Source organism: Streptomyces sp. NPDC012637 (assembly GCF_042954805.1).
Classification (GTDB): domain Bacteria; phylum Actinomycetota; class Actinomycetes; order Streptomycetales; family Streptomycetaceae; genus Streptomyces.
Window position 1 is genome coordinate 291019 of the sequence record NZ_JBIBDS010000010.1, and the last position, 15133, is coordinate 306151.

The 15133-nt window shown below is 71.9% G+C and carries 17 protein-coding genes and 1 pseudogene; 9 read left to right on the forward strand and 9 right to left on the reverse strand.

The window, feature by feature from the left end:
• Positions 1 to 3 precede the first annotated feature (3 nt).
• Positions 4 to 129, forward strand: coding sequence for a hypothetical protein (locus ACFY8W_RS34315; RefSeq protein WP_391114251.1), 126 nt, complete (start codon positions 4 to 6; stop codon positions 127 to 129).
• Here ACFY8W_RS34315 and ACFY8W_RS34320 read toward each other — a convergent pair.
• Genes ACFY8W_RS34320 through ACFY8W_RS34330 form a run of 3 tightly spaced genes read right to left on the reverse strand, consistent with a single transcriptional unit; the run spans position 126 to position 3187 of the window.
• Positions 126 to 806, reverse strand: a complete 681-nt coding sequence (locus ACFY8W_RS34320; RefSeq protein ID WP_391114239.1) for a UbiX family flavin prenyltransferase — start codon at positions 804 to 806, stop codon at positions 126 to 128. The two genes, ACFY8W_RS34315 and ACFY8W_RS34320, sit on opposite strands and share 4 nt — an antisense overlap.
• A 30-nt stretch (positions 807 to 836) precedes the next feature.
• Positions 837 to 1739 carry a menaquinone biosynthesis prenyltransferase MqnP gene (gene mqnP, locus ACFY8W_RS34325; RefSeq protein WP_391114019.1) on the reverse strand — a complete coding sequence of 301 codons (903 nt, stop codon included), beginning with the start codon at positions 1737 to 1739 and terminating at the stop codon, positions 837 to 839.
• Positions 1736 to 3187, reverse strand: a complete 1452-nt coding sequence (locus ACFY8W_RS34330) for a menaquinone biosynthesis decarboxylase (protein WP_391114022.1) — start codon at positions 3185 to 3187, stop codon at positions 1736 to 1738. The genes mqnP and ACFY8W_RS34330 overlap by 4 nt, the downstream gene beginning before the upstream one ends.
• A gap of 90 nt (positions 3188 to 3277) precedes the next feature.
• Between ACFY8W_RS34330 and ACFY8W_RS34335 the strand changes: the two genes are divergently transcribed.
• Together ACFY8W_RS34335 and ACFY8W_RS34340 are read left to right on the forward strand one after the other, a co-directional pair.
• A complete protein-coding gene (locus ACFY8W_RS34335) occupies positions 3278 to 3685 on the forward strand; it encodes a PLDc N-terminal domain-containing protein (protein WP_391114025.1) in 408 nt (135 codons plus the stop codon).
• A gap of 1 nt (position 3686) precedes the next feature.
• Positions 3687 to 4562 (forward strand): annotated as a pseudogene (locus ACFY8W_RS34340) (LysR family transcriptional regulator); the annotation flags it as partial.
• On the opposite strand, the gene ACFY8W_RS34345 reads toward ACFY8W_RS34340, so the two are convergent.
• Positions 4474 to 5442, reverse strand: coding sequence for an EamA family transporter (locus tag ACFY8W_RS34345; RefSeq protein ID WP_391114028.1), 969 nt, complete (start codon positions 5440 to 5442; stop codon positions 4474 to 4476). The pseudogene ACFY8W_RS34340 and the gene ACFY8W_RS34345 overlap by 89 nt on opposite strands.
• Positions 5443 to 5494: 52 nt before the next feature.
• The gene (locus ACFY8W_RS34350) at positions 5495 to 5902 is read right to left on the reverse strand and encodes a hypothetical protein (protein WP_391114031.1); all 408 of its coding nucleotides are present in this window, start codon (positions 5900 to 5902) and stop codon (positions 5495 to 5497) included.
• Between the two features lie 81 nt (positions 5903 to 5983).
• Between ACFY8W_RS34350 and sigJ the strand changes: the two genes are divergently transcribed.
• Positions 5984 to 6919: an RNA polymerase sigma factor SigJ gene (sigJ, locus tag ACFY8W_RS34355; protein ID WP_391114034.1), complete on the forward strand. Its 936-nt coding sequence runs from the start codon at positions 5984 to 5986 to the stop codon at positions 6917 to 6919.
• 1278 nt (positions 6920 to 8197) lie between these two features.
• On the opposite strand, the gene ACFY8W_RS34360 is transcribed toward sigJ, so the two are convergent.
• From ACFY8W_RS34360 to ACFY8W_RS34370, 3 genes are all read right to left on the reverse strand, one after another.
• Positions 8198 to 8554: a hypothetical protein gene (locus ACFY8W_RS34360; protein WP_391114036.1), complete on the reverse strand. Its 357-nt coding sequence runs from the start codon at positions 8552 to 8554 to the stop codon at positions 8198 to 8200.
• Complete coding sequence (locus ACFY8W_RS34365; RefSeq protein ID WP_391114038.1) at positions 8551 to 8751, reverse strand: hypothetical protein; 201 nt, start codon at positions 8749 to 8751, stop codon at positions 8551 to 8553. Before ACFY8W_RS34365 ends, ACFY8W_RS34360 begins: the two co-directional genes overlap by 4 nt.
• A 404-nt stretch (positions 8752 to 9155) precedes the next feature.
• The gene (locus tag ACFY8W_RS34370) at positions 9156 to 9392 is read right to left on the reverse strand and encodes a hypothetical protein (RefSeq protein ID WP_391114040.1); all 237 of its coding nucleotides are present in this window, start codon (positions 9390 to 9392) and stop codon (positions 9156 to 9158) included.
• A 263-nt stretch (positions 9393 to 9655) separates the two neighbouring features.
• On the opposite strand from ACFY8W_RS34370, the gene ACFY8W_RS34375 reads away from it, so the two are divergent.
• Together ACFY8W_RS34375 and ACFY8W_RS34380 are read left to right on the forward strand one after the other, a co-directional pair.
• Positions 9656 to 10201 (forward strand): UTRA domain-containing protein, encoded by a 546-nt coding sequence (locus ACFY8W_RS34375; protein ID WP_391114041.1) that lies wholly within the window; start codon positions 9656 to 9658, stop codon positions 10199 to 10201.
• Positions 10201 to 10968, forward strand: a complete 768-nt coding sequence (locus ACFY8W_RS34380) for a UTRA domain-containing protein (protein ID WP_391114044.1) — start codon at positions 10201 to 10203, stop codon at positions 10966 to 10968. The genes ACFY8W_RS34375 and ACFY8W_RS34380 overlap by 1 nt, the downstream gene beginning before the upstream one ends.
• Before the next feature lie 52 nt (positions 10969 to 11020).
• Here the strand turns inward: ACFY8W_RS34380 and ACFY8W_RS34385 are convergent, their stop codons facing one another.
• Positions 11021 to 11455 carry an excalibur calcium-binding protein gene (locus ACFY8W_RS34385; RefSeq protein WP_391114047.1) on the reverse strand — a complete coding sequence of 145 codons (435 nt, stop codon included), beginning with the start codon at positions 11453 to 11455 and terminating at the stop codon, positions 11021 to 11023.
• 126 nt (positions 11456 to 11581) lie between these two features.
• Between ACFY8W_RS34385 and ACFY8W_RS34390 the strand changes: the two genes are divergently transcribed.
• The 3 genes from ACFY8W_RS34390 (at position 11582) to ACFY8W_RS34400 (ending at position 15131) form a co-directional block, all read left to right on the forward strand.
• Positions 11582 to 12049: a deaminase gene (locus tag ACFY8W_RS34390; RefSeq protein ID WP_391114050.1), complete on the forward strand. Its 468-nt coding sequence runs from the start codon at positions 11582 to 11584 to the stop codon at positions 12047 to 12049.
• On the forward strand, positions 12039 to 12950 hold the full coding sequence (locus ACFY8W_RS34395; RefSeq protein WP_391114053.1) for a 2-oxoglutarate and iron-dependent oxygenase domain-containing protein: 912 nt from the start codon (positions 12039 to 12041) through the stop codon (positions 12948 to 12950). Before ACFY8W_RS34390 ends, ACFY8W_RS34395 begins: the two co-directional genes overlap by 11 nt.
• 102 nt (positions 12951 to 13052) lie before the next feature.
• On the forward strand, positions 13053 to 15131 hold the full coding sequence (locus tag ACFY8W_RS34400; RefSeq protein WP_391114056.1) for a hypothetical protein: 2079 nt from the start codon (positions 13053 to 13055) through the stop codon (positions 15129 to 15131).
• Positions 15132 to 15133 lie beyond the last annotated feature (2 nt).

Below are 15133 nucleotides of genomic sequence, written 5' to 3' on the forward strand. Positions count from 1 at the left end.
ACCGTGTACACGATCGAGATGGCCTACGCCCGTATGCGCGAGCTGCAGGAGATGGCCAACCGCTCGCGTGCCCACCAGCCGTCCGCCTCGAAGCGCGCCGCCACGAAGCGCGCCGCCAAGAAGCGCTAGTCAGGACGGGAAGCGGCTCCACCGAGCTCTCCCTTCCACCGGCGGTACAGCTCGTGCGGCACCCCTGCCGCGTCGAGCACCCGCCCCGCGACGAAGTCCACCAGATCCTGGATGTGCGTCGCACCCGCGTAGAACGCCGGAGAGGCGGGCAGCACCACGGCGCCCGCCTCGTCCAGCGCCACCATGTGCTTCAGCGTCTGCCCGTTCAGCGGGGTCTCCCGCACGGCGACGACCAGCGGCCGCCGCTCCTTGAGCGTCACGCTCGCCACCCGCTGGAGCAGGTCCTTCGAAAGCCCGAGCGCGACCCCGGCCACGGCGGCCGTCGACGCCGGCACGATCAGCATCCCCTTCACGGGGTACGACCCCGAGGACGGCCCCGCCGCCAGGTCCCCGGCCGGCCAGTACCGCACGTCGGCGGTGTCGTCGGCGGACACCCGGAAGGCGTCCGGCTTCCCGTCGGCGCCCCGCGCCAGCCACTCCGCCAGGTCCTCGCGCCAGTGCGCGTCCCGGAAGGCGATCCCCGTCTCGTCGAGCAGCGTCAGCCGCGAGGCCCGCGACACGACCAGATCGACGCTCTCCCCCGCCGCGAGCAACCCCCGCAGTACCGCGGCGGCATACGGCGTCCCCGACGCCCCGGACACCCCGACCACCCAGGGACGACGCTGCTGCTTGTTCACCGGCTCCACGCCGACGAGCCTATCCGGCCACTACGGCGTGAGCCCGCGCACCAGCAGGTCGAGCAGCGCGCACACGAACAGGGCGATCCCGATGAAGCCGTTGACCGTGAAGAACGCCCGGTTCAGGCGGGACAGGTCGTGCGGCCGCACGATCGAGTGCTCGTAGCAGAAGGCCACGACCACGATCACCAGGCCCACCCAGAAGAACGCGCCCGCCTGCGTGGCCAGCGCGTACCAGACCAGCAGACCGGTGGTCACGACCGCCGAGGCCCGCGCGCCCCACAGGGCGGCCGGGATCCCGAAGCGGGCCGGGACCGACATGACGCCCTCGGCCCGGTCCGCCTGGACGTCCTGGCAGGCGAAGATCAGGTCGAAGCCGCCGATCCAGATGCCGACCGCGAGGCCCAGGATCACCGCGTCCCAGGACCACTCGCCGGTCACCGCCAGCCAGGCCCCGATCGGACCGATCGACTGCGCGAGGCCGAGGATCGCGTGCGGGAAGTTCGTGAACCGCTTGCCGTACGGATAGACCACCATCGGGACGACGGCGAGCGGGGCGAGCGCCAGGCACAGCGGGTTCAGCAGGGCGGCGGCACCCAGGAAGACCACCACGGCCACCCCGGCGCCGGTCCACGCCGACCGCACCGACACCGCGCCCGTCACCAGCTCCCGGTTCGCGGTGCGCGGGTTACGGGCGTCGATCTCCCGGTCGATGATCCGGTTGCAGGCCATGGCGAAGGTCCGCAGCCCCACCATGCACACCGTCACCAGGAACAGCGTCCCCCAGTGGATCTTCCTGTCCAGCTGGTACATCGCGGTGAGCGAGGCGATGTACGCGAAGGGCAGCGCGAAGACCGAGTGCTCGATCATCACCAGCCGGAGGAAGGCTTTCGTCCGTCCCGGCCGGGCGCCGGGCACCGCGGCCGTGGTCACAGCCCGTACTCCTTCCAGCGGCGGTCCACCAGGGCCGCCGTCGCCGGGTCCGACTCGACCATGTCCGGCCAGCCGCCGTCCCGCGTGTAGCCCTCCTCGGGCAGCTTCTTCGTCGCGTCGATGCCCGCCTTGCCTCCCCAGAACTGCTGGTAGGAGGCATGGTCGAGGTGGTCGACCGGGCCCTCGACGACCGTGAGGTCGCGGGCGTAGTCGGTGTTGCCCAGCGCGCGCCAGGAGACCTCGTGGAGGTCGTGGACGTCGCAGTCCTTGTCCACCACGATGATCAGCTTGGTCAGCGACATCATGTGCGCGCCCCAGATGGCGTGCATGACCTTCTGCGCGTGCTTCGGGTACTTCTTGTCGATCGAGACGATCGCGCAGTTGTGGAAGCCGCCCGACTCCGGAAGGTGGTAGTCCACGATGTCCGGCACGATGATCTTGAGCAGGGGCAGGAAGAAGCGCTCCGTGGCGCGGCCCAGCGGGCCGTCCTCGGTCGGCGGGCGGCCGACCACGATCGACTGGAGCAGCGGACGCTTCCGCATCGTCACGCAGTCGATCCTCAGGGCGGGGAAGGGCTCCTGCGGGGTGTAGAAGCCCGTGTGGTCGCCGAACGGGCCCTCCGGCAGCATCTCGCCCGGCTCCAGCCAGCCCTCGATGACGACCTCGGCCTGCGCCGGGACCTGCAGCGGCACCGTCTTGCAGTCGACCATCTCGATCCGCTTGCCCTGCACGAAGCCGGCGAACAGGTACTCGTCGATGTCACCCGGCAGCGGCGCCGTCGAGGCGTACGTGACGGCCGGCGGGCAGCCGAAGGCGATCGCGACCGGCAGCCGCTCGCCGCGCTGGGCCGCGACCGCGTAGTGGTTGCGGCTGTCCTTGTGGATCTGCCAGTGCATGCCGATGGTGCGCTTGTCGTGCCGCTGGAGGCGGTAGAGCCCGAGGTTGCGGATCCCGGTCTCGGGGTGCTTGGTGTGGGTCAGCCCCAGGTTGAAGAAGGAGCCGCCGTCCTTCGGCCAGGTGAACAGGGCGGGCAGCTGGTCGAGGTCGACGTCGTCGCCGGTCAGGACCACCTCCTGCACGGGGGCGTCCTTCACCTTCTTCGGCGGCACGTGGACCATCGAGCCCAGCTTCCCGAAGGCCTCGCGGACCCCGACGAAACCGTGCGGCAGCTCCGGCTTGAGCAGCCCGCCGATCTTCTCGCTGATCTCCTCGTACGACTTCAGGCCCAGCGCCTTCAGCAGCCGGCGGTCCGTCCCGAAGACGTTCATCGCGAGCGGCATGGCGGAGCCCTTCACGTTCTCGAAGAGCAGCGCCGGGCCTCCCGCCTTGTTCACCCGGTCGACGATCTCCCCTACCTCCAGGTACGGGTCGACTTCGGCCTTGATGCGCTTGAGGTCGCCTTCGCGCTCCAGCGCCCGGAGCAGCGAGCGGAGATCGTCGTAAGCCATGGGGCCCAGTATCGGTCACCGGCTAGGCTTGACCTGTCACCGGGGCCGTCCCGATCGCGTCCCGTCACCGCTTCCAGGGGGCTGTCCCACATGCTCAGGGCACTGATGTTCATCCTGCCGCTGGCGCTGGTCATCTACTCGCTCATCGACTGCCTCAACACCCCCGAGGACGAGGTCAAGCACCTCCCGAAGGTCGTCTGGGTCATCATCATCCTGCTCTTCTGGATCGTCGGCCCGATCGTCTGGTTCGCGGCCGGCAAGCTGCGCCGCGGCCCGGCCGGCGGCTCCACGCCCAGCGAGTGGCACCGCAGCCACCGCCAGGAGTGGGTCGCTCCCGACGACAATCCCGAGTTCCTCAAGTCCCTGAAGGAAGAGAACAAGAAGGACGAGTCCCTCCTCAAGGACTGGGAGGCCGACCTGCGCCGCCGCGAGGAGGAGCTGAAGAAGCGCGAGCAGGGCGGCGAGACGCAGCGCGGCGAGGACGGCGAGAAGTCCTGACGTGGAACTGCGGCTGCTCGTGACCTTCGAGAAGGTCGCCACGGTGCTGTCCTTCACCAGGGCGGCCGCCGAACTCGCCTACGCCCAGTCCAGCGTCACCAGCCAGATCCGGGCCCTGGAGACCTCCCTCGGCACCGAGCTCTTCGAGCGGCTCGGCTCCCGCATCCGCCTCACCGAGGCCGGCGAACGCCTCCTGCCGTACGCCCGGCAGATCATCGCGCTCGCCGAGGAGGCCAGGACCGCCGTCACCTCCGGCGGCGAACCGGCCGGCACGATCGCCGTGGGCACCATGGAGTCCCTGACCTCCTACCGGCTCCCGCCGCTCCTCGAGCTCTTCCACCACCGGTACCCCGGCATCCGTCTCTCCCTGCGCCCCACGCTCGGCGACGCGACCCGGCAGGCGCTGCGCGAGGGGACGTACGACCTCGGTCTGCTGATGGAGCGGGAGACCGGGCACGAGGGCCTGGAGAGCGAGGTGCTGACGGAGGAGCCGCTGGCCCTGGTGGCCTCGCCGCGCCACCCGCTGGCCGGCCGGACCGGGCTGACCGCGGCCGACCTGGCGGCCGCCGCCCTGGTGGGCACGGAACCGGGCTGCGCCTACCGCGACCTGTTCGAGGCGGAACTCAAGCCGTTCGGGCCGGTGTTCACCGAGTACGGCACGATCGAGGCGAGCAAACGGGGCGTGGCCGCCGGGCTCGGGATCGCGCTGCTGCCCCGGATCGCCGTCGCGGAGGAACTGGCGTCCGGGGCACTGGTGGCGCTGGACTGGGCGCCGCCGTTCACGCTCTTCACGCAGATCGCGTGGCGGCGGGGGAAGCGGCTTCCGGAGCACGTCCGGCTGTTCGTGGAGCAGGCTCGGCGGCTCGTGCGGGAGGAGTCGCCGGAACCACCGGGGCCTTCGCGAGCGTGACCTTGAGGCTCGCGAGGACGATCAGCGGGACGCCGAGCGCCTGCACGAGGCCGATGTGGTGCCCGTACACCGCCCAGTCGGCGACCATCGCGACGGCCGGGTAGGTGAAGGCCAGGACCGCGATCCGGGCGGTGGGCAGCTTGGCGTAGGCCGCGTACATCAGCACGTACATCACCCCGGTGTGGATCAGCCCGAGTCCGGCGAGCCAGCCCCAGCCGGTGCCGAGCCGGGCCGCCTCGCCGAAGTCCGCGAACGGCAGGAGCAGCGGGATGCCGACGGTGACCTGGACGAGCGCGATCAGGTGCGGCCGGACGCCGGTGATCCGCTTGGTGACGATCGTCGACAGGGCGTAGAGGACGGCCGCGGCGAGCGCGAACCCGAGCCCCTTGAGGGAGGCGGTGTCGCCCGGCCGCACACCGGACACGAGCACGAGCCCGGCGAAGGCGACCACGAGCCACCCCACCTTGGCCGCCGAGATCCGCTCCCTCAGCACCAGCGCCCCGAAGAGCACCAGGAAGAACGGCTGGGTGTGGTAGACGACGGTGGCCAGGGAGATCGAGGTGGCCTCGTACGCCTCGAAGAGCAGCACCCAGTTGAAGACGATGAACGCCCCGCCGAGCGCGGCGAGCCCGAGCTTGCGGGGCGTGAGCCCGTGCCCGGTGAAGAACCCGCGGGCCAGGCTGTACGCCCCGAGCGCGACCGCGCCGAAGAGGCACCGGAAGAACACGACGGTGAACGGGGAGGCGCCGGACTCGACGACGAAGATGCCGAGGGTGCCGGACAGCACCATGGCGAGGGTCAGTTCGAGGGTTCCCCTGGTCTGGTTCGCGCTGGTCTCGTTTCTCATGCCGACGACGTTACGAACGGGCCGCCCGCCCGGTCCACGAGCCAGTGGGGCGTCATGCCGATGGGGCCATCGGGACCGCCGATCGGCCCCGGCCGGCCCGGCCGGCCACCAGGACCCGCCCGAGGTCGAGGACGCTGAGGCCGAACATCAGGACGCCGAGCGGCACGTGCAGCGAGGGGACGTGCGCGACGCCGAGGGCCACCTGCGCGGAGGCGAGGACGAGGAAGCCGGTCGCGTACAGGACCGGCCGGGCCGGCCCGCCGCCCGGCTTCCACGCGAGGACGGCGGCGAGCACGTACACCATGGTCGCGCCGTACATCACCTTCGATCCGTAGTCGTGCAGCGTGTAGCCGTAGGAGGTGGAGAGCAGGAGCCCGGCGGTGGTCGCCTGGAAGAAGAGGGTCAGGGTCTGCAGGCCGATCGCGACCCGGGTGAAGACGGAGGCCTTGCTTTCGGTCATGACGAAATCCTTTTCGCTCGGGCCCTCGGAAGGTGTCTCGTATCCCCGACGACACAGCACGACGAAATGTGAGGCGCGAACGTGGGCACTTCCTCTACGGCGTTGGACTCGCCGGGCGACGTCACCGGCGAGCGGCGCCATCTGACCGACCTGGCCTACCGGTTGCTGGGCTCGGTGGCGGAGGCCGAGGACGCGGTGCAGGAGACGTACGCCCGCTGGTACGCGCTGTCGCCCGGGCGGCGGGGCGCGGTCGTCAACCCGGCGGCCTGGCTGACCACCGTCGCCACCCGGGTCTGCCTCGACCAGCTCGGGTCGGCGCGGGCGCGGCGCGAGCGCTACGTCGGCGAATGGATACCGGAGCCGCTGCCCGACCGTACGGAGTGGATCGGCGGCCGGACGGCCGACGGCCCGTCGGATCCGGCGGACCGGATCACCCTGGACGAGTCGGTGAACATGGCCTTCCTGGTCGTCCTGGAAGCGATGACTCCCGCCGAACGGGTCGCCTTCGTCCTCCACGACGTCTTCCGCTACTCCTTCGCCGACATCGCCACGATGGCCGGCCGCACACCGGCGGCCTGCCGCCAGCTGGCGACCTCCGCCCGCCGGCGGCTGCGCGCCGCGCGGACCGCGCCGTCCCGGACACCCGGCCAGGCGGCCCTGATCCGCGACTTCAAGGAGGCCTGGGAGGCCAAGGACATCGACGCCCTGGTGGCCCTCCTGGCCCCCGACGCCACTCTGGTCGCCGACGGCGGCGGCCTGGTCGGCGCCGTCCTGCGCCCGGTGGAAGGCGCCGCGCGCATCGCGGAGTACCTCCTCTTCATCGCCACCAAGGCCCCCGCCCTCACGCTCCTGCAACGCACGGTCAACGGCACGCCGGGCCTGGTCGCCCAGAACGGGGGCCGGACGGTGACGGTGGCGGCCTTCGACCTGTCCGACGACCGGGTGACCCGCATCTGGGCGGTCCGCAACCCGGAGAAGCTGGGCGCGTGGCAGCCCGGGGGGCACGACGGGGCGTGAGTCCTGCGTGGGCTTCTGGTGCGGCCGCCCTCTTTCCGAGTGTGGCTCCCTCCACCACCGGGTCAAGGGCGCTCCCTTCGGTCGCGTCGCTTCGCGATTCCGCTTCGCTCCACCCTTGACCCGGTGGCTCCGGAAGCCTTTTCACACTCGGAGGGCGGCCGGGGGCCCGGCCACGCGACCCGGCCCGGGTAGTCCGCCGCGCCGTGGGCGGGAGGCGGGCCGGTGGTGGGTGGGGCCGGGTATCGCTCCGCACCGTGGGTGATGGGCTTCCCGGTGGGTGGGGGCTCGGTTTGTGGCCGGGCCGAGTGGGACTGCTTCTCTCGGCTCGGGGTGCGCGGACGTGGAATGGGGCGGCCCGGGCCGGCTCAGCGGCCAACTCCCGTCTTCCGATGGGGATTCATGCCCCGCTGGTCACTCCCGGTGAGTGGAGGGGGCCGGCCCGGTGGGTGGAGGGGCCGGCCCGGTGGGTGGAGGGGGTCGGGGCGCGAGCGAACTCGCAGATCCCGGACCGATATGTGACGGAAGAGAACGGATGTGACGAGGGAGACGACCTTGGCCCGTCTCCGTCCCGGTTTGCTCGCACCGACGACCCCAACCGCCATATCGAGCCCGTCCATTGGCCTTCACTGGGGCCAAGAGCGACTTGTGTGACTCCAGAGGCACCACCGATCCCTTCCCCGCCGGGCTGAGTCCGCCCCGGCGTGCAAAGTCGGATCCCCCGAGCCCTGCTTGTGACAGATGGGAACTCGTGTGACGCCAGAGGCGGTCCCGCCGCTGCCCCACCCCGGAAGCACGCACTTTGCTCGCACCTCTACCCACCGGGCCGGCTTCTCCACCCACCGGCCGCCACCAGCGGGGCATGAGTCCCGGCCATGTGACGGCGGCCGCCAGACGCCGAGCCGGGATTGGGCACCCCACTCCACGACCGCGCACCCCGAGCCGAGACAAGCAGTCCCACCCGGCCCGACCACAAACCCAGCCCCCACCCACCGGCCCGCGCCGCCGCAAGCCGACCGGAGCGATACCCGGACCCCACCCACCACCGGCCCGCCATCCGCCCACGGCGCGGCGGACTACCCGGGCCGGGTCGCGCGGCCCCGCCCCCGGCCGCCCTCCGAGTGTGAACAGGCTCCCGGAGCCGCCGGGTCAAGGGTGGCCGCAGGCCATCGCGAAGCGACGCGACCAAAGGGAGCGCCCTTGACCCGGTGGCGGAGGGAGCCACACTCGGAAAGAGGGCGGCCGCACCAGAAGCCCACGCAGGACTCACGCCCCCAGGGCCTAACCCCCCAGCCCTCGAGGGTGGCAGACGCACTCGCACACGAGGTACCGCACTCCCGGTGCGCCCGAGTCGTGCGGCACATGGTCCCGGCAGCGGTCGTGGAGGCCGACGACGCAGCGCGGCGACCGGTAGGCCGGTTCCTCCGCCGGTTCCAGGCGGCCGCCCGCGAGCGCGTGGGCGAAGAGGGAGACGCTCACCGCGTCGGCGATCTCCGGCGTCACCCACCAGGCGTCGCCCGCGCGGTCGCGGTGCGGTCCACCGTGCTCCACGGCGAGCACGCAGACCGACCCCGCGCACACCGGCCGCATCACCTCGACGACGGCGACCGAGGGGCGCCGGGCCCCGCAGCGGTTCATCGGGCGACGCCGGCGAGGGCGTGGATGTCGCGGTGGTCGATGTCGACCCCGACCGTGGCCAGCCACAGCGCGCGCCGGCGCCGGCGCTGGGCCGCCCGTGTGCGGTGCCGGCCGGTAGGCGGCAGGGTCAGAGTCAGCAGCCAGAGGAGGGCGGGGATCAGGATGCCGCCGAGGGTGTGCGCGATAAGGTTCCGCACGTCATCAACTCCGTTGACAGTTGGTGGCCATGCCCCGGGGCCGGTACCAGCGGCCGCCGGGGCCTTCGCTTTCCCCGCGCAGGATCGCGTGCGCCGCGTCCTCGACCCGGGTTCAATGCTCCGGTTTCGGGCCTGACGCCTCGTCGACGGCGACTCCCCTGTAGGTGAGGACCGCGCGCGTGCCCGGGCCCGCGCCCGGTACGGACTCGCAGTTCGGCGTCGCGCCTCAGGAACACTTCCCCAGCGTCGTCGCAGGTGTCCCGATAGACCTCGGGCACGTCGGTCACACACTCGTCCAGACGCCGCAGTGTCTCTTCGGGCGCAAGTACACGGGCCTTGAGTTCCGCTTCTATCGCGGGGGTGGTTCCCTTCCCTTGGATTCGCCCGCCAAGGATCCCGCCGAATCACCGGTCTCGGCAGCGATCCGGAGCGTCGCGCCCCAGAGCCGGCCCGATGTTGTCGGCCGACGTGGTCCAGGCGGCGCCGGTGGCGGACTCGAGGTGCGCGATGCGGAGGAGTCGGCCGTTGTGCCACTCGTGTACGACGGCCGTCAGGATCGCTTCGCGTCGGCTCGCGATGTCGCGGACGAGCTGGTGGAGAAGAGGGTGCGCCTCCCGGCCTTCCGCATCGGCCGGCTTCACCGGTCGGGCTCCTCACACGTGTCGGACCAGCGGTCGAGGAACTTCTGCCATCCGGCCTCGGCGCGAGCGACGAGTGCCGGGCTCAAGCCCGCAGGCGGTACAGGGGCACCATGCCTCGGTTCTTCAGCGTCCGTTGCTTCCATGAGGGCAACCTTAAGCACAGAAGACCATAAGCGGCAAGCACTTAAGGTTGCCGTCGTTTCTTCGGTCCCGCGGAGGCAAGGAAGTAGGGTCGCTGGCAACAGCGAGCTGGAGGTAGGAAGATGTCGGGCGATGCGTGGATCAGCGAGACCGCGCCATACCTGGCCCCGCGCGAACCCGGCCAGAGCGACGCATGGACCGACGAGGCCGCTCGCCGTGGGCGTCGCGGCAGCCAACGACTGCTGCACGTGGGCGAGGTGGATGCGCCGGAGTCCGTGCGCTCCGCCCTGCGACTGTCAGCCTCGGAGCGTGTGATCCTCAGGAGTCGGCTGATCCTGCTCGACGACCGCCCTGTGGAGCTGGCCGACTCCTATTACCCCCTCTCCATCGCCGGAGGCACACCTCTGGCGGAACCGCGCAAGGTGCCCGGCGGCGCCGTCACCCTGCTCGAACAGCTTGGCTACACCGGCGCCGAGGTCCTTGAGCACGTGAGCGCCGCCGTCGCCGGCGCGGAGGAGTGCGCACATCTGGGCCTGCCCGAAGGCAGCGCCGTACTCCACCTGCTCCGCCTGACGCTGACGGGCGAGGGAGCCCCTATGGAGGCGGCTCTGATGACCATGCCGGCAGGCAGGCACCTCACCTATCGGCTCGGAAAGCAGAGCGCGTGATGGCCAAGACGTTCAACGATCCGAGATCACCGCACCAGAAGATCGCGGCGGAGCTGCGACGCCGGATCACCCGTGGTGACCTTCCCCCGGGTAGCAAGCTGGGCTCGACCGCCGAGCTGATGGAGCAGTTCGGCGGCGTGGCCAACACGACCGTCCAGAAGGCCCTCCAGGCCCTGAAGGCCGAGGGCCTCCTCGAAGGCCTCCCGGGCAAGGGCGTGTACGTGCGGCAGCACTCCCAGGAGCCCGTCGAGCCGATCGCGTACATGAGGCCGGCCGCACCGGGCGAGCCCTACGCGTGGGTGAGCGAGGCCGCCAAGCGGCAGCGACTCGGAAAGTCCCAGCTCCTGGAAGTCGCAGTTGTCGTCCCGCCGAAAGAGGTGGCCGACGCCCTGCGCCTCGATGACGGTGAGCGAGCCGTGCTCCGTAAACAGATCCTCTTCCTGGACGAGGAGCCGACGGAGCTCACTCGTTCGTACTATCCGCTGAGCCTGGCAGACGGTACGCCCATCCTGGAGAAGAAACGGATCCGAGGAGGTACACCGGCACTGCTCGACTCGCTGGGCTTCCCTCCCCGCGAGTTCGTGGACGAGCTGTCCTCGGAGATCCCGACGGAGGAAGAGGTAGTCGCGCTGGAGCTCCCCAAGGACATGCCCGTTCTGCTCGCCTTCCGCGTGGTCTACTCGGACGACCGGCGACCGATCGAGGCCACCGTGATGACGAAGGCAGCGCACCGGTACCGCATGCGCTACAGCCTGCCCGTGGCATAGCAGACCTGCGTGTCGACCGGCCGGCCGGTCGACACGCCCCGTCCTGCGCGGCTCAAGACCTGCGGCGCACCAAGCGGTAGGCGACACCCACGGCCGCGCAGAGGGCGAGGCCGAGGCCGGCGTACACCTCCAGCCAGTGGGGCCCGGCCGATCCGCCCAGGCCGCCGCGCACTCCGAAGGACGGCGGAGCCGTCGGGGCGGTGGGCTGGGGCGCCATGGTCCGGGTAGGGACAGCCGTCGGCACAAGGGGCCGAGGGGTGGCACCCATGCGCCTGGGCAGCGCCTCACAGGCGATGCCGTCATCAGGGCCTTGGTCCTCGTCGAGTCGGTGCGGATCACTCCGGTCGCGGTTGAACTCGGCCTGCGCGTCTTCCTGGAAGGCGAAGTCGACACAGTCCAGGTCTTGTTGGGCGCTCGCCACGTTTGCTGCCGGAAGGACGGAAGCGGCAGCCAGAGCTATGCCCGCCACCGCGGTACGACGGTTCACGAATGCCTCCTGAGAGCCTGAAGCCCCTTCCTCGACGATACGAAGGGGCTATCGCGCGTGCCGTGCCTCGCTAGGCCGAACGATGCACGGGGTGAGCCTCGGCAGCGTCCGGGGAAGGCTCCCTCCATGGATCAGGAACAGGCCCGGCGGTGGCTGGGCACCGCGCTCGCCGAGGCTCGGGCCGGGCTCGCCGAGGGTGGGATTCCCATCGGGGCCGCGCTCTACGGCGCCGACGGCGCGCTGCGCGGGCGTGGGCGGAATCGGCGGGTGCAGGACGGTGACCCTTCGGCGCATGCCGAGACGGAGGCCTTTCGGGCGGCTGGGCGGCAGCGCTCGTACCGGGGGACGACGATGGTGACGACACTGTCGCCGTGCTGGTACTGCTCCGGGCTCGTGCGGCAGTTCGGGATCTCCCGGGTGGTGGTCGGCGAGGCCCGCACCTTCCACGGCGGGCACGACTGGCTCGCCGAGCACGGCGTCGAGGTGCTGGTGCTCGACGATCCCGAATGCACGGCTCTGATGCGGGAGTTCATCGAGAAGCACCCCGCCCTGTGGAACGAGGACATCGGAGACGGGGACATCGATGACGACTGAGGCGAGCCTCCCCACGATCGACCTCGGCCGGGACCCGGCCGGTCAGCTGCCCGCCGTGGACCGGGCGCTGCGGCAGGCCGGCTTCCTGCTGGTCACCGGGCACGGGGTGGAGCAGGAGCTGCGGACGGCCATCCGGGAGAGCGCCCGCGCCTTCTTCCACCTGCCGGGCGCCGTGAAGGAGCCGTACGCCGTGAAGGTCGGCGGGCGGGGCTGGCTGGGGCCCGGTGCGGAGGCCAACGGGTACGCGGAGGGCACCGCGACCCCGCCCGACCTGAAGGAGTCGCTGTCCTTCGCGGCGGAGGAGCCGACCGGCGACCCGGCCGTCGACGCGGAGTGGTTCCTGCCCAACACGTGGCCCGCCGAGGTGCCGGAGCTCAAGGGCCTCGTCGAGGAGTACCTGGCGCGGATGCGGACGCTGTCCGACCGCGTCCTCGACCTGCTCGGGCTCGCGCTCGGCGAGGAGGCCGACTTCTTCACCCGGCACACCCGCCACCCCACCTTCGGCTTCAACATCAACTGGTACCCGGGGAGGGACCGGACCGGCGAGCCCGAGCCCGGGCAGTTCCGGATCGGGCCGCACACCGACTTCGGCACGGTCACGATCCTCGACCGGCAGGCCGGCAAGGGCGGGCTGCAGCTGTACACGGAGGCCGACGGCTGGCTCGACGCCCCGTACGACCCCGCCGCCCTCACCGTCAACATCGGTGACCTGATGGCCGGCTGGACGGACGGGCGCTGGCGCTCCGGGCGGCACCGGGTGCTGCCGCCGCCCGCCGACGCGCCCGCCGAGGAGCTGATGTCCCTGGTCTACTTCTACGAGTGCACGCCCGGCACCACCATCAACGGGATCGAGTCGCACGCCTATCTGCGCGCCCAGCTCGACGCCATCACCACAGAGTGACAGCTCCGTGACCCAAAAGCCTGGCCGAAGCCCAACTCCCCGTCGATAATCACGACTTGAGGATGTGACGGGGCACGTCTGGTGGGATGCAGGGGGTAGCGGGTGGACAGGGTCCTTTACGGCCGCGAGGCGGTGCTCCACCGCACGGGACTCGCCGCGCGACTGATCGGGCTCGGCGGCGAGGGACTCGCCCGCGTCCCGTACGAACACGGCGACGACCCGCCCGTGGTGGTCCTCACCGGCGGGCGCGGGATGGGCAAGACCGCACTCCTCAAGCAGCTCCGCAACACCTACAGAGGCGCCACTCCGCTCGCTCTCGTCGACTGCGACCGGATCGAGCCGCCCGCCGACCACGGCCCCGGCTGGACCGAGCTGACCGGTGCGCTCGCCGAGCTCGCCGTCCAGCTGTCGCCGCGGGTGACCGGCGCGAAGCCGGTGCAGTTCCCGCGGCTCTCGCTCGGCCTGGTCGCGGTCGCCTCCACCGGCTGGACGCAGGAGGACGACGAACGGGCCCAGCGCGACCTCCAGCGGCTCGGCCCGGTGCTGTCCACCGTCGACGCCACCAAGGGCGCGGCGGCCAACTGGGTCACCAAGGTGCTCACCAAGCTGGCCGCCACCTTCGCCGACGCCGCCGCGCCGCTCGCCGGGCTGCTCGCCGAGGCCACCGTGGAAACGGTCCTCGAGGAGGTCTTCGGCAAGTTCCAGCAGAAGTCGGAAAGCTGGTACGGGAGTTACCGCAACGCGGGCGGGCGCGGCAAGGCCGGTCTCCAGCAGCTGGCCGTCGACTTCGCGCAGGGCGGCCGACGCCGCCAGGAGGCCGAGGGCTTCCTGGTCGGCGCGCTGGTCGAGGACCTGGGCCAGGCCTACCGGGGCCTCACCAGGATGGGCACCCGGCGCGGCCGGCCCGTCGTCCTGCTCGACAACGCCCACGGCGAGCTGGGCCGCCGGCTCGTCGAACCGATTCTGCGGGCCCGCCACGACGGGCTGCGCGACAAAGTCGTGGTGATCGCCGCCTCCCGGGTGCGCGAACACGAGGGCCTGCGCCACGCCCACCGGCTGCGGCTGCCGGAGACCGCGCACCGGGCGCCCGCACCGCGCGGCGGCGACGTCACGTCCGGCATCCTCGCCGTCGACCTCACCCCGCTCTCGCCCGCCCAGACCCAGGCGGCCTTCGACCGGCTCGACCCGTCCGGGCTCACCCCGGCCGACCTGGCCCGCGGCGTCCACCGGCTGACCGGCGGCCGGCCGCTGGGCGTGATGCTGCTCGGGCAGGCCGCCGCGGAGGCGCCGCGCGCCGCGCGGCCCGGGCTCACGCCCGGTGCGCTGCTCGACCTGACCGTGGAACTGCGCGAGGACGCCCACCCGGTGGCCGTCGCGCCCGCCCTGCTCGGCGCGCTCCTGCCGCAGCCGCGCCTGGAGCCGTTCACCGTGCTCGCCGCCGCCCACGACGAGGAGTCGGCGCGGCTGCTCGCCCGCACCCGGCTGCACACCGAGTCGCGCGACGGCGACATGGCCCTCCTCGTCCGCGACGAACTCCGCGCCGAGGACTGGCCCGAAGGGCCCGAGCACTTCGTCGCCGACCCGCTGCTGCGCGCCCTGCTGCTGCACCGGCTGCGCTTCGAGGACGCCGACCACCCCCGGCACGCGGTGTGGCGGGCGGTGCACGAGACGCTGCACCGGCACTACGGACGGGAGGGCGCGCCCGCCGCGCACCTGCCGTACCGGCTGCACCACGAGCTGGCGCTCGGGCGGGCCGAGGAGGCCGTGGCCCATCTGCGGGTCACGTTCCCCGAGCCCGACGTGGTGGGCTGGCTGGGCCGGCTGCGGTTCATCGCCTCCGCGCCGTACCCGCGCGAGCCGGGAGCCGGCGGGCCCGACCCGCGGCGGGCCGTCGCGCTCGGCCGGCAGGCGCCGGACCGGCTGCCCGGCGGTCTCGACGCCGAGGAGACCGCCCTGCACCTCTCCGTACGGCGGCTGCTGCACGCCGTGTGGCTGCTGACCGATCCGCTCGCCCTGCCGGACGGCGAGGTGACCGAGAAGCTGGCGCACGAGCTGCGGCAGCTCTCCGGCCGCCATCTGACGGGCAACAGCCCGCTGTGGGACGCGGCCACCCACTGGCCGAGGGACATGCTCGCCTGGCGGCGGCTCTCGCTGCCGCCGGGCCGCGAGGACGGAGTCTGAGG

Bases quoted from the DNA above. Each gene is read 5' to 3' on its own strand.
- ACFY8W_RS34330 (WP_391114022.1), bottom strand. From the start codon at position 3,187: ATGGCTTACGACGATCTCCGCTCGCTGCTCCGGGCGCTGGAGCGCGAA.
- ACFY8W_RS34335 (WP_391114025.1), top strand. From the start codon at position 3,278: ATGCTCAGGGCACTGATGTTCATCCTGCCGCTGGCGCTGGTCATCTAC.
- ACFY8W_RS34345 (WP_391114028.1), bottom strand. From the start codon at position 5,442: ATGAGAAACGAGACCAGCGCGAACCAGACCAGGGGAACCCTCGAACTG.
- ACFY8W_RS34350 (WP_391114031.1), bottom strand. From the start codon at position 5,902: ATGACCGAAAGCAAGGCCTCCGTCTTCACCCGGGTCGCGATCGGCCTG.
- ACFY8W_RS34360 (WP_391114036.1), bottom strand. From the start codon at position 8,554: ATGAACCGCTGCGGGGCCCGGCGCCCCTCGGTCGCCGTCGTCGAGGTG.
- ACFY8W_RS34375 (WP_391114041.1), top strand. From the start codon at position 9,656: ATGTCGGGCGATGCGTGGATCAGCGAGACCGCGCCATACCTGGCCCCG.
- ACFY8W_RS34380 (WP_391114044.1), top strand. From the start codon at position 10,201: ATGGCCAAGACGTTCAACGATCCGAGATCACCGCACCAGAAGATCGCG.
- ACFY8W_RS34390 (WP_391114050.1), top strand. From the start codon at position 11,582: ATGGATCAGGAACAGGCCCGGCGGTGGCTGGGCACCGCGCTCGCCGAG.
- ACFY8W_RS34395 (WP_391114053.1), top strand. From the start codon at position 12,039: ATGACGACTGAGGCGAGCCTCCCCACGATCGACCTCGGCCGGGACCCG.